A 13,558-nucleotide genomic window follows, 5' to 3' on the forward strand; every position below is an offset into this window, starting at 1 on the left:
TCTCCCCATGCGAGAGTAGGGAACTGCCAGGCATCAAATAAGTGAAGAAGCCCATCCTGCCGGATGGGCTTTTTTGCGTCTGCGTTTTTTGTTCTGTCCGGCCTGATATCTCTTCATCCTGCCCGTGCACGACACAGATTTCCTGATTTCCTGTGAAAATATCAGCCTCTACCGCAACGCCACCGTGTATCTTTATCTCTAAGCGAGGAAATATTCGGAGAATAGTGTGTTCGGAAACGTTTTATTAAACTACATGCCAGGGCTAAAGCATTTATTAGCGTATGAAAAAAGCTGGCTAAAACATGATGTTAAAGCTGGGTTGTCCGTTGCTGCTGTCGCGCTTCCGGTTGCTATTGCTTATGCTGAGCTGGCGGGGGTGGGGGCTATCGTAGGGTTGTATTCCTGCGTGCTCCCGATGATATTTTATGCGCTGTTTGGATCTTCCCGCCAGCTTATTGTTGGCCCTGATGCCACCACCTGTGCGGTGATTGCAGCGGTCGTGGTTCCTTTGGCTGCAGGAAATCCCGAACTTCACTGGCAACTGACGATCGTCATGACCTTGATGATGGGAGGATGGTGCCTGCTTGCCAGTAAATTTCGCCTGGGCGCACTTGCCGACCTGCTTTCTCATCCCATTCTGACAGGGTTGCTTAACGGTGTTGCCGTGACGATTATTGTCGGGCAATTCGGCAAGGTTTTGGGGATCTCGCTAAATGAAGAACAAGTGATCGAGAAAATCATTGCGCTACCCGGCCGAATTTCAGAGAGCCATTTATTAACCTTAGGGATATCCGTTTTAACTTTGGTGATTTTAATGGTTATCAAAACGTTTCGTAGCCATTGGCCAGCGCCTTTGATTGCCATTGTGATAGCCACGGCATTGGTATGGAGCACATCTGCGCAACAATATGGTATTGCCACTATTGGGAGTAATGGCTTCCAGTCGGGGCTGCCCGTTGTTCACTGGGGAGCATTCCAGCCTGCTCTGATGCGTGATTTAGTGATCCCAGCGCTGAACCTGGCGTTAGTCAGTTTTGTCAGCCTGATGCTGACCGCGCGAAGTTTTGCCGCCAGGAATGGGTATGAAATTAATGCTGATGCTGAGTTCAGAGCATTGGGCATCGCAAATATCATGTCTGGATTATCTCAGGGGTTTGCTATTAGTGGAGCCGATTCCAGGACCGCGGTTAATGATTCCAGTGGGGGAAAAAGCCAACTGGTTTCCGTGGTTGCCGCCTTAATCATTGGCATCGTCGTGGTATTTTTCACCCAGCCCTTACAATATATCCCGGTCGCTGCATTAGGCGTTGTTTTAATTTATGCCTCGTGGTCATTGATTGATTTACGAGGGCTATGGAGTCTGAGGCGAAGAAATAAGCAAGCTTTTCGCCTGGCCTGTTTTACTTTTGTCTGCGTTTTAATTATCGGCGTGATCCAGGGCATCGGCCTTGCGGTGTTACTTGGCCTGTTGCAGTTCCTGCGTACTGTCTTTCGTCCCACTGAACATCTTTTAGGCACTGATGAAAATGGAATGATTCACTCATTAGGGAATACCACCGATGTAAAAATGATCCCCGGTGTGCTGATGTATCGATTTAACTCACCATTGACCTATTTTAATGTGGCCTATTTTAAACGACGCGTATTGAATTTAGTCGATGGTGCAGCGCTACGACCGAAATGGGTGGTTATTGATGCCGTAGCGTGTTTCACCTATTCAGATATTAGCGTCTTAGCCACAATTAGTGAATTAAAGCGTGACCTGAAAGCGCGGCAAATTAAGTTAATCCTGGCGGGCAGAAAAACAGAATTAACGCGCTGGTTTAAGGACAGTCGGCCAACCATGAAAGATGATGATCTTATTCTGGTGCCAGACCTCTATCTGGCGCTGCGACTCATTCAAAGCAAAGAGAGTATGAGTGAGGGGGGATAAGGGGATGCGGAGCCAACCCGATGCGCGGTAGTCACGGTGCGTAGCGATCATCCCGTCGGGCGGCGATTCATGTTTTCGTCCCTATCCCCAGCAAGGTGGATAACTGAGCAGGATTGAGGTGGCTATCGGCAAAGTCATCGAAGGCATGTTCCGCCACCCGAATAATGTGCTGGCGAATGAACTGCGCCCCTTCAGCAGCCCCGCTCTCAGGGTGCTTAAGGGCGCATTCCCACTCGAGTACAGCCCAGCCTGAATAGTCATACTGGGTCAGCTTCGAGAAAATAGCCCCAAAGTCGATCTGACCATCACCCAGAGAGCGGAAACGGCCTGCACGATCCTGCCAGTCCTGATAGCCTCCATACACTCCGTGACGTCCGGTGGGGCGAAACTCGGCATCCTTCACGTGAAATGCTTTAATGCGTTGATGGTATATGTCGATAAATGCCTGATAATCAAGTTGTTGCAATAAGAAGTGACTGGGGTCATAGAGGATATTCGCTCTCGGATGCGCATCCAGTGCCGCCAGAAAACGTTCGAATGTCACTCCATCATGCAGATCTTCACCAGGGTGCAGCTCATAACAAACGTCAACACCCTGCTCATCAAAGACATCGAGGACAGGGCGCCAACGGCGTGCCAGCTCAGCAAAGGCTTCATCGATAAGCCCTGTCGGTCGTTGGGGCCAGGGGTAAAGATAAGGCCAGGCGAGGGCGCCGCTAAAAGTCGCATGTGCCGTTAGCCCCAGACGATGGGAGGCCTTTGCTGCGGCCTTCAGTTGATTAACCGCCCACTCGGTACGTGCGGTTGAATTCCCCCGTACTTCGGGTGCAGCAAATGGGTCAAACAGGGAATCATAGGCCGGATGCACCGCCATCAATTGCCCCTGCAAGTGTGTAGAAAGCTCCGTAATGACGAGCCCATGTTCTGCCAACTGTCCGGCGATCTCGTCACAATAGGTTTGACTCTGTGCAGCCTGGTTCAAATCGAACAGATGGGGATGATTCGTGGGGAGTTGGAGACCCTGGAAACCCAGACCTGCGGCCCAGCCAGCTAATCCCTGTAATGTATTGAAGGGAGGGTGTTCACCGATAAATTGTGCAAGAAAGATCGCCGGTCCTTTGATGGTTTTCATGCGCTGCTCCTTCATCATGCAGTGATAGTAGATGTTGCAGGGTGCTCGGCACACCCCGCATGGAGGAAAACTCAGAACGGTGAATCAGGGAAGTAGAACTCTTTGGCATTTTCTTTGGTGATTAACACCGAAGGAATAATGGTTTTGGCGGGCAGGTCTTTGCCCTGCAGGCGTGCCTCTGCGGTCAGTTTGATCGCATCGTAGATAAACTTGGGTGAATAAGAGACATTCGCCTGGATGCGCGGATCGCTTCCCTCTATTAACGTTTTGATCGCCCCTTTGGCACCTGCGCCACCAAAGACAATTTTGATGTCATCACGTTTGGCCTGGTTAATGGCCTTGAGCACGCCTACCGCCATATCATCATCGGCAGCCCAGACGGCATCGATATGCTTATAGCGTGTGAGGTAGTCTTGCATCACTTTGAAGGCATCATCCCGGTTCCAGTTGCCATATTTGGCATCAAGAATTTTCATATCAGGATATTGTTTTATCACTCCAGAGAATGCTTCAAAACGCTCATTATCCAGTGTGGTCGGAATGCCGCGCAAGACGACCAGATCGCCTTTACCGCCCATGGTCTTCGCCAGATATTCGGCAGGCAGTTTACCAAAGGCTGTGTTGTCACCAGCAACGTAAGCATCCTGGGCTTTGGCGTCGGTCAGCCCTCTGTCAACGACCGTGACATACACGCCTTTTTCTTTAACCTGAGCCACTGGCTTGGTCAGCGTTGCGGATTCAAACGGGAAAATTACCAGGGTATTCATTTTGTTTACTGTCAACAAATCCTGCAGCTGGTTAGCCTGCTCGGGGGCGTTAGCGGCCGTTTTCACGATGACCTTGAGATCGGGATGCTCCTTCTCTAAATCTTGTTTGGCCTTGTTGGCCCACCAGACAATACCGGAGGTGAAGCTGTGGGTAGCTGTAGGAATAGAAACACCCATCGTTACACTCTCTGCCGCCCAGCTCGTGTTGAGCGAACACGCAAGGACACTGGCACCAATAATGCGAAGCACGTTATTCATCGAGTTATCTCCAGTTAATCGAACGGTTTGCCCGCGTGCCCGCGGATTTCCTCTGTTGCCACTACCTCAGCGCCCACGTTGCAGAAACGCGACGATGATAATCACCACCCCCTGAACGGCGGCGTTGAGATAAACACTGATGATGCTAGTGAGATTAAGAATGTTACTGATCACGGAAAGCAGGATGGCACCGATCACCGTACCAACAATGCGGCCTTCGCCACCCTTGAGGGTCGTCCCGCCCACTACTACGGCAGCGATCGCTTCCAGCTCCCACAACAAGCCGGTGCTCGGTGTGGCGGAGCCCAGTCGTGGAACATACAGTAAGGTCGCGATCCCTACACAGAAACCGAGCAGCGCATAAGCTAAGATCTTGATGCGATCGACGCGGATCGCGGCATAACGAGCGACTTGTTCGTTCGAACCGATGGCCTGCGCGTAGCGGCCAAAAGCAGTACGATTGAGTAACAGCCAGCCCGCCAGCGCCACGATGGCAAACACCCAAACCGGAATAGGCACGCCGAGCAAATTGCCATAATAGACAGGGCTGTAGATATCCGCCTGCGCGTCAGCGAGAGTGAGTGCGCCCCCATCGGCCAGCCAGGTGAGGCAGGCCCGAAAAATACCCAGGGTGCCCAGAGTGACGACAAAGGCTTCGATTTGCCCTTTGGTAATTAAAACGCCATGTAAGGTACCAAACAGTGCGCCCAGCACCAAAGCAAACAGCGCCCCCAACACGACGCTGGCCAGGGGGTTATCGGTGAAGTGATTAATAAACAGGATCACGCAGCCGGCGATCAGTGCTGCCATGGAACCAACCGAAAGATCGATACCACCGGACATAATGACAAAGGTCATACCCACTGCAATGATGCCGATGAAAGCCGTGCGGGTCAGCACATTCATCATGTTATCGAAGGTGGCAAAATCTGGGTTAAGCAGGGTGCCGGCGACACATAGCAGAATCAAGCCAATCAGTGGGCCCACTCCCGAAAGATGAGCCCAGGTGCGGCGGAAGACCAGAAAACGATCAGCAGGTACCGGTGGCATGGGTGATCAGCTCCTTTTCGTTCAGGTTCTCTGCACTAAGCTCTGCCTGCAACCGTCCCGCACGTAACACCAGTACGCGATGGCACAAACCGATCAGTTCAATCAACTCGCTGGAGATGACGATGACGGCTCGTCCTTCTGCTGCGAGTTGCTGAATCAAAAAATAGATGTCCCTTTTGGCCCCCACATCGACGCCTCGGGTGGGCTCATCAAGCACGATGATGCGCGGGTCCGGGTGCAGGTATTTGGCAAGCGCCAGTTTTTGCTGATTCCCCCCAGAAAGCATGCGCGCCCTGGCGCTAAGATCGCCTACTTTGAGCCCAAAGAGCGTTACCGCCTGCTTAAGCGCCTCCTGCTCAGCACGTTGATTGAGTAAGGGTCTGGCGTAGCGATCTAAGGTCATCAGCGTCAGGTTTTCGCTCAGCCCGAGGTTGATATGTAAACCTTTGCCTTTGCGATCTTCCGGCAAATAGGTGAGACCATGACGCATGGCATCGCGTGGGTTATCGCACTTCACTGTTTTTCCCCCCAGCGTTACTGTACCTGCACTGCGTGGTCGCAGCCCGATGATCGCTTCAAAAGCCTCAGTGCGCCCGGCACCCACCAGACCGGCGAAGCCGAGGATCTCTCCCGCGTGCACGTTAAAGCTGAGCTCGTCGATCCAGTCAGGTACTGACAACCCCTCCACGGCCAGAGCAATGAGCGCCTCGCTGGCAGGTGAAACCTTCGGCGGAAACATGTCGGACATGTCACGCCCCACCATCAGGTTTGCCATCTGTTGGCGCGTAAGATCGGCGGTGGCGGCACGGGTAACGAAGCGGCCATCGCGCATCACGATAACCTCATCGGTGATGCTTTTGACCTCATCAAGTTTGTGAGAGATATAGATAACGGTGACCCCATTTTCCTTAAACTTGCCTATCAGTGCGAATAATCGCTCTGTTTCCGCGGGTGTCAGCGTGGCGGTAGGTTCATCCATGATCAATAAACGCGCCTGGCGTGATAACGCTTTGGCGATCTCGACTAACTGCTTTTCTGCGACGATCAGCCGCCGTACCAGCGTATTCGGCGAGATTCTGAGACCTACTTCGGTAAGACAGTGCGCGCTCGCTTTTTCCATCGCGCGCTCATCAAGCAGCCAGCCCCGTTTGTATTCATGGCCGAGGAAAATATTTTGGGTAATCGAGAGATGTTCGGCTAGGTTGAATTCCTGATGGATCAATACGATACCGGCCTGCTCTGCCTCACGAGAAGAACGGAAGTGGCAGGCAGTGCCGTCAATACGCAGCTCTCCTTCACTGGCCTGCTCGTACCCGGCGAGGATTTTCATCAGGGTCGATTTACCGGCACCGTTTTCCCCCAGTAGGCCGTATATTTTTCCCGGTGCCAGCGCAAAACTCACCCCATGCAACACGCGCACCGGTCCAAATGCTTTGCAGATATCGACAAATTCAATGGTGAGGCTCACAAGAACGTCCCTTGTGTTACCACACCCGGTGCCGGGTACATCTCCTCCCACGCTGCGTCGCTGATCCCCATCATTCTCACCCGATGTTGTCGTTTGTCTCCTGAATTTGAGTGCAGTGCACAAGGTCTAAAAATGCAAGTCAGCACAATGATTTCTGCCGAGCGGCGCAATATTTGGGTTTTTAAACGCGTCAGAAATGACGTAACGCAGTTTCAGGAAACAGTCGAAGTGCAGCAGATATGCACCAGAGAGCTTCGGCGTTGGCTAAAATGAATAGATGCACCATGCGGAGTCTCGCGCTATGAATGCCCTCTCTGTTCACCGTTTTTTCATCGCTCTTATTGCCGCTCTGCTGCTCGTCTTCCCCCTGCTTGCTGTTTCTGCTGAGCAAAGTCAGTCTCGGCAGGAGGAGCGAGAGGCGCTTGAAGTCAACAAGGATGAGCTGTTGCAACCCTGGCTAGGCGATCTGCCTGGGATGGTCGATCGCCGGGTGATCCGGGTACTGACGACCTACAGCAAGACGTTTTTCTTCATCAACAAGGGAACTCAGCGCGGCGCTACCCATGACATGTTTATGGCGTTTGAACGCGAATTTAACGCCAGATTACTAAAGGAGGAGAAGCTACAACAACGTCACCTCAAGGTGCGTATTATCTTCGTACCGGTGGCGCGTGATCGGCTATTTGCGGCTCTCAATGAGGGACGGGGAGATATCGCTGCCGCAAATCTGACTATCACCCCGGACCGTCAAAAACTTGTGGATTTCACTATCCCCCTGTACCTCAATGTCCACGAGCTGCTGCTTTCGGGTCCCAACTCCCCGAAAGTAGAAACCCTGGAGCAACTTTCGGGCAAGACGGTATTTGTGCGGCTTTCATCAAGCTATTACGATAGCCTGAAGGCGCTTAACGCACGCTTTGCTAAAGCGTCGCTTCCCCCTGTTGTTCTCGAAGTCGCACCTGAATCACTTGAGGACGAAGATCTTATCGAAATGCTGAATGCTGGCCTCATCCCGCTGATCGTCGTCGATCGCTATAAAGCTGAGTTCTGGAAACAAGTATTTCCAAAAATTCAGATACATGAAGATATCGTGTTGCGTAATGATGCCAATATCGCGTGGGCAGTACGCAAAAATAGCCCAGAACTTCTGGCGCAGCTGAATGACTTCGTTAAGGAAAATGGTCAGGGTAGCAAACTGGGTAACACGATTTTGTTTCGTTACCTGAAGAGCGCAGAATATGTCAAAAGTGCGGCAGCTGAGAAAGAGCGTCGGAAGCTTCTGAAAATGATTGATTTATTCAGAAAGTACGGCGAGCGCTATGACGTAGACTGGTTGCTGATGGCTGCTCAAGGCTATCAGGAGTCGCGGCTCAATCAGTCGGCCCGAAGCCATGTCGGAGCCATTGGCGTCATGCAGGTGATGCCGCGCACGGGCAAGGAACTGAAAGTGGGCGACATCCGTAAGCTGGATCCCAATATCCATGCTGGGGTGAAATATATGCGATGGATGATAGACAATTACTATGGCGATGAGCCAATGACTCAACTGGATAAGGCGCTTTTTGCATTCGCTTCTTACAACGCGGGTGCGGCCCGCATTGCCCGGTTACGTGCTGAAACAAAGGCGCGTGGCTTTGACCCTGATGTCTGGTTTGGCAACGTAGAATATCTGGCCGCTGAGCGGATCGGCGCCGAGACCGTCACCTATGTGAGTAACATCTACAAGTACTACATCGCCTATCGACTCATCATGGACGAAGTCGCGCGTAAAGCGAAAGACGCAGAGGAATCACGGAGTGAATCTGCCTTAGAACAGGTCAACAAGGCCACTGAGGGTGTGAGAAAAACTACCGCAGATAAGTTGTGATGGGGGGTTATGTCAGGACGACAAGATATTTATCAAACCTCCGAAAAGCAAAAACCCAGCCATAGGCTGGGTTCTTTAAATAGTGGTGCCCGGACTCGGAATCGAACCAAGGACACGGGGATTTTCAATCCCCTGCTCTACCGACTGAGCTATCCGGGCAACGGGCCGCATTAAACCGTAATCCACACACCCCGTCAACCAAATTTCTCATTTTCCCGTCTGGTTGCTTAACTTTGCGGCGATTTTGGGGCAGGCTTACGTTTTTGCTTAAAATCACGGTACACCGTTGTCGCTTTCTCTCTGCTTCCAGCTACTTTTTACCGATGTTACATGCCGTAGGCCAGAAATCGCGTAGCCGCCTATGACATCATTCTCTTCATCGGGAGAACTGAGGGTGATTTCTGCATCTACGCCATTGCGATAATAACCGTGATGACTGGCGACGGTGCCGATATAACATTTATCATTCAGCCAGACGGGGATCCAGGCGACGCTCTCATAGACATAATGCAGGGCGATACCGGTACTGTAGTTGGCCGCGTTTTCCGCCGATGTGCCGGGCGGTATCGGGCAAACAGGGCCAGTTTGCTGATCCGAAGACTGATCTTTAAACAGATGATCCTGCATCACATCCAGCGCCTTTAATAATCCGGTTCTGTCCTTGTCGTTCAGGGGAGGCGTCAGGGGCTGACCTTCTTCCGCTGAGTCGATGACATCCAACGTATAGCGATAGCGCACGGTCACCGCGGGAACCCGATCGTCGGTACTAAACGGACGCAGCAGATAAAGATTATCCTCACCAAACTGCCCGTTGAACCAGAGCGCGTAAACCTGACCGCTGATGCGCACCCATTGGCTCCACTGGTTGGCGCCGCGGCCATTTTCTGAAAATAACGCGCCGGGTAAGCCAAAGTCATCATCATCCGCATTGCCGCTGATGGCAATAAACTTATCTTCGCTACGCTTGAGTACGCCGGTGTAGCTGAAAAGACCCGTCCCACCAACATAACTGTTGATGATGAGGTCGCGTTTACCGTCGCCGTTCAGATCGATAAGCGTGTAGCTCACTTGGCCGTTTTCTGATTCGGCGCTGATGGATGAACGTAAAAATGCCTGCCATTCGTCATCGCTTATCTCCGGGGACGGTTTGGCCGTGGGCTGCGGTGAATCTTCATTGTATGAGAGAGTGAATTCGACGATCTTGCCCTTCAACGGGAATCGATCGGCGATTATGCTGAGATCCAGCTCCGGATCGGTTTTTTGCCGTTCGGTAACGGCATGATGTAATGCCTCCAGCGCTGCGCTGTCCGCTATTTTTTCCTGCTGTGACTCAACCCGGCTGACAAAGGTTGGCAGCATCCAGGTTCCACCCAACACGATTTCCCGGCAGCTACCGGTGCTGTATTCCAGACTGCGGACAAAAGACTTGCCGTCCCACACCCACTCTGCTCCGCTGACGCAATCAGCCATGCCGCGCCCTTTATTGAAGAAGGTGATTTTGCCATCGGCATAGCTGGAGGCATTCGTTGTGATGAGTTCAGGCGCGTTCTTAAGCGCGCTATCGACCACCCACACGGCATATCCCATATTGTAGGCTGTGCGCCAGCAAACGGTCTGAATCAGCGAGTGCGTGTTATCCAGTTCAATCAGCGTCAACTGGCGCTCCTCCGCCGGAGTTGCGTCATCATCCCAGTCATCGCACTCTGTATGCTGTGCGGCTATCTGAGGCGCTATCTTTTGGCGCTGTGCCGGCATCAGCGGTTTTTCGCGAGCTGAAGGTATCATCGGCGCGGCATTGATGACCGGGGGCGGAAGGGCCTTGAGCACCTGTTGATCGTCGGATTCTCCTTTGCGTATCAGCGCATTTTGCGTTCCAATACGCTGCTGATACTCATCAATCTTCAGAAAAACAGCATTCACCCCGGCGCTGGAAAGCGTTTTTCGCTGCCCGTTAAGCGAGATCTCAATTTTTTGATCGCGTACAAGCGCCTGAAGCAACGCGGTTACCTGAGCATCGTCGAAACGAAAACGATCGTTGCCCTGCGCGATCGGTTTGCCCCGATCCCGATTATCAATGAACAGGTTCACGCTGGCGTTGACGGGGATGTCATTCTCAACCTGGGCAAAGGTGACCTCGCCTTTAACACGCTGCACTGGACCTGCCTGGCGAGTGAGTAACACACTGATTTCGCCAGCATTGACGCCATAACCCGCCGCCCGGCAGGTGCCGGTATTATCACAGGCGACCTCCCAGTCTTTATGCGCAAAATTAAAACCGGTTAACGGTTTGGCAAACAGGGGGGCAGAAAAAATACCTGCGAGGAGAACGCAGTGAAGAAGACGCATATAATTCCTTTTAACGTGTTGCTGTTGTCGAAATTGTATGCGGTTCGGCAGAGTAATGAAATCTGAATCAGGTCAGCGCACCACCCTGACGACACTGGGCGAAGCGCAGAATATCTTCCGCCAGACGGTGTGCGGTCTCCACGTCGGCGTGGCTACGATTGACCAGCATTCGGCTCAGGCAGCCCTCCAGCACCAGTTCCATCTGTTTGGCGACCATTGCCGGGTCGTCAACTTCCAGCGTTGTCAGCAGTTCATGGGTAAAATGATGTGCTGCCTTTTTTTGTTGATCCGCTAACTGATGGATCGGATGCCCGGGATCGGGGTAGAACGTACAGGCCGCGATGAACAGGCAGCCGGGATAGCGGTTGTTGCTCACGCAATCGGCCAGGGCACTATAGCGAGCCAGTAACTTCTGCTCAGTGCTCAGGGTGTCATCCAGCAAAAGCTGACGCCGCCAGACATCTACCCGCTGACTGAGGTAACGCAGAGCATCGTACAGGATGGCCTCTTTATCGGGCCAGAAGCGCTGTAGTTCATCAAGCGGATAATCAGTGTGATTGGCCACCATTTCGAGTGTGGTATTGGCTATCCCTTGAACTTCTAGTAATTTCAGGGCTTCTCCCAGAACATCTTCACGTTGCACGGTATTCTCCTCCGTTTTCCTTTTGCAAGTGTCGCTCACGGTTGGCGATCGTGCAAATGTGCGCTAAAGGTCGCGGCATCCATAAAACCCGTTACCCGCGCATTTGGCTGCTCTTTACCCTGAGCATCAAAGAACAGGATCGATGGCAGCCCTAGAACTTGTAGATGTTTCAGCAATGCGACATCCTGGGCGTTATTTGCCGTGACGTCCGCCTGCAGTAATACCGTGTCGCCTAACGCCTGCTGAACCTGCGGATCGCTAAAGGTGTATTTCTCAAACTCTTTGCAGGCTACGCACCAGTCGGCGTACAGATCCAGCATTACCGGTTTGCCTTTTGCCTCCGCCAGCGCCTGATTTAACGCATCAACCGTTGCGATCGGCTTGAAATTCAGGTGTGTCTGCGTTTGGGCATGCGGCGCGCCGAATGCCCAGTCCTGCAATGGGCGTACGCTCACCAGTGCGGCGGCGAGTAGGGCAATTTGCATAATGCGCATCCATGGGCGCTTCGCTTGCAGGCTCGTAATGAATGCCCAGCCAAAGAACGCGACGCCGAGTAGCGACCACAAGCGGATCCCCCATTCGTCGCCGATAATACGCTCCAGTAAAAACACGGGAAGCGCCAGGATGACAAAACCAAAGGCGGTTTTGACATGCTCCATCCACGGGCCGCTTTTCGGCAGCAGACGGTTACCAAAGACGGTAATAAGCATCAGGGGTAATCCCATTCCCAGCGCATACAGATACAGCGTGCCGCCGCCCAGCCACATGTCTCCGCTCTGGGCGATATACAGCAAAATCGCGCTCAGTGGGGCGGTGGTGCAAGGCGAACAGATCAGACCGGCAATCGCCCCCATCGCAAACACGCTGCCGGGAGAACCACCTTGCTGGCGGTTACTCATTAGCGTGAGGCGTGTTTGTAGTGAAGAGGGCAGTTGTAGCGTGAACAGGCCAAACATTGACAGGGCCAGCAGCGTAAAGACGATGGCAAGGCCAACCAGTACATAAGGATGCTGTAGCGCCGCCTGGAACTGCAATCCGGCTGCGGCAACGACCAGACCCAGAGCGGTGTAGGTGAGCGCCATTCCCTGGACGTAGATAAAGGTTAGCAGCAATGCCCGTCCGGTTGATAAGCGTTGTTTGCCACCCAATACGATACCGGAAATCAGCGGGTACATCGGTAATACGCAAGGTGTAAAGGCGATGCCAATCCCGATCAGCAATGCCCACAGCGCGGAAAAGGGCAGTTGGGCTGTGGGTTGTGGTTTCTCTTGCGGCGCGACAGCGGCAGGGACTGGTGCAGGTGTTGCCCTGGTATCGGCAGACACTTCACTTAACGGTACGGTTTTGGTTTCTGGCGGATAGCAGAATCCGGCGTCGGCGCAGCCCTGGTAGGTGACCGTTAGCGTAGCACCCGCGGCAGCGTGCTCGACCGTGACGGGGATGTTCAACTGCTGACGATAAATTTCACTCTTGCCGTAAAACTCATCTTCATGCCAGACCCCTGGCGGCAGTTTCACCTCGGCAATACCGGCTTGAGACGGGGTTATGCCTATCTGTTTACGATAAAGATAATAGCCGTCTTTTACCTGCCAGGAGAGGTTCAGATCGTGTTGGTTTTGCTGGAAATCAAACACGAATGCCTGGTCGGCAGGGACAAACTGCGAGCGACCAGGCGCGTCAAATAAGCCAGCAAAAGTCGATGTGCTGCAGAGCAGCAGGATCAGCGTAAGGATGCGTTGAGCCATGAGCGGTAATTACAATCTCCGTGGGTGACGGGTAAAACCAGAAGTTCAGGTGTTTGGTACGGGTGATGTGACTTCAGGCAATCGAGAAGCGCTTGCTGGTGCGTGACGGCGGTTTTTAAAATCATCTGCACTTCATATTCTTGCTCCAGCTTACCTTCCCAATAATAGAGGGAGGTCGCACCGGGCAGCAGTGTGACGCAGGCGGCCAGTTTTTCTGCCAGTACTTTGGCGGCAAGATCCTGGGCGGTTGCTTCATCCGGAGCGGTACAGAGCACCACTACGGTATCGGGGATGGAGATATCCTGACTCTTTACATCCAGCATATACACCTCGAAAGAACTGAGTAACC

General features: G+C 52.8%; 10 protein-coding genes and 1 tRNA gene. 2 read left to right on the forward strand and 9 right to left on the reverse strand.

The window, feature by feature from the left end; translation table 11 throughout:
- Window positions 1-226: 226 nt before the first annotated feature.
- Window positions 227-1,933, forward strand: a complete 1,707-nt coding sequence (locus JQ822_RS18400; protein ID WP_213134679.1) for a SulP family inorganic anion transporter — start codon at window positions 227-229, stop codon at window positions 1,931-1,933.
- A 67-nt stretch (window positions 1,934-2,000) separates the two neighbouring features.
- On the opposite strand, the gene JQ822_RS18405 is transcribed toward JQ822_RS18400, so the two are convergent.
- The 4 genes from JQ822_RS18405 to JQ822_RS18420 all read right to left on the reverse strand — a co-directional run bounded on the left by JQ822_RS18405 (window position 2,001) and on the right by JQ822_RS18420 (window position 6,608).
- Window positions 2,001-3,065: a sugar phosphate isomerase/epimerase family protein gene (locus JQ822_RS18405; protein ID WP_213134680.1), complete on the reverse strand. Its 1,065-nt coding sequence runs from the start codon at window positions 3,063-3,065 to the stop codon at window positions 2,001-2,003.
- Window positions 3,066-3,136: 71 nt separating this feature from the next.
- A complete protein-coding gene (locus JQ822_RS18410; RefSeq protein ID WP_213134681.1) occupies window positions 3,137-4,090 on the reverse strand; it encodes a substrate-binding domain-containing protein in 954 nt (317 codons plus the stop codon).
- A 66-nt stretch (window positions 4,091-4,156) separates the two neighbouring features.
- Complete coding sequence (locus tag JQ822_RS18415) at window positions 4,157-5,077, reverse strand: ABC transporter permease (RefSeq protein WP_213134682.1); 921 nt, start codon at window positions 5,075-5,077, stop codon at window positions 4,157-4,159.
- A gap of 43 nt (window positions 5,078-5,120) precedes the next feature.
- The gene (locus JQ822_RS18420; RefSeq protein ID WP_213134683.1) at window positions 5,121-6,608 is read right to left on the reverse strand and encodes a sugar ABC transporter ATP-binding protein; all 1,488 of its coding nucleotides are present in this window, start codon (window positions 6,606-6,608) and stop codon (window positions 5,121-5,123) included.
- Between the two features lie 301 nt (window positions 6,609-6,909).
- Here JQ822_RS18420 and JQ822_RS18425 point away from each other — a divergent pair, with 301 nt between their 5' ends.
- Window positions 6,910-8,475: a transglycosylase SLT domain-containing protein gene (locus JQ822_RS18425; protein ID WP_213134684.1), complete on the forward strand. Its 1,566-nt coding sequence runs from the start codon at window positions 6,910-6,912 to the stop codon at window positions 8,473-8,475.
- 83 nt (window positions 8,476-8,558) lie between these two features.
- On the opposite strand, the gene JQ822_RS18430 is transcribed toward JQ822_RS18425, so the two are convergent.
- From JQ822_RS18430 to cutA, 5 genes are all read right to left on the reverse strand, one after another.
- Window positions 8,559-8,634, reverse strand: a tRNA-Phe gene (locus JQ822_RS18430).
- Window positions 8,635-8,748: 114 nt separating this feature from the next.
- Window positions 8,749-10,821 (reverse strand): DUF1176 domain-containing protein, encoded by a 2,073-nt coding sequence (locus JQ822_RS18435; RefSeq protein WP_213134685.1) that lies wholly within the window; start codon window positions 10,819-10,821, stop codon window positions 8,749-8,751.
- Window positions 10,822-10,888: 67 nt separating this feature from the next.
- Window positions 10,889-11,464, reverse strand: a complete 576-nt coding sequence (locus tag JQ822_RS18440; RefSeq protein ID WP_213134686.1) for a transcriptional regulator — start codon at window positions 11,462-11,464, stop codon at window positions 10,889-10,891.
- A 35-nt stretch (window positions 11,465-11,499) separates the two neighbouring features.
- On the reverse strand, window positions 11,500-13,209 hold the full coding sequence (locus JQ822_RS18445; RefSeq protein WP_213134687.1) for a protein-disulfide reductase DsbD: 1,710 nt from the start codon (window positions 13,207-13,209) through the stop codon (window positions 11,500-11,502).
- A complete protein-coding gene (gene cutA / locus JQ822_RS18450; RefSeq protein WP_213134688.1) occupies window positions 13,185-13,532 on the reverse strand; it encodes a divalent cation tolerance protein CutA in 348 nt (115 codons plus the stop codon). Before cutA ends, JQ822_RS18445 begins: the two co-directional genes overlap by 25 nt.
- Between the last annotated feature and the right edge of the window lie 26 nt (window positions 13,533-13,558).

The sequence above is a fragment of the Citrobacter sp. FP75 genome (assembly GCF_018342065.1).
Lineage (GTDB): Bacteria > Pseudomonadota > Gammaproteobacteria > Enterobacterales > Enterobacteriaceae > Citrobacter.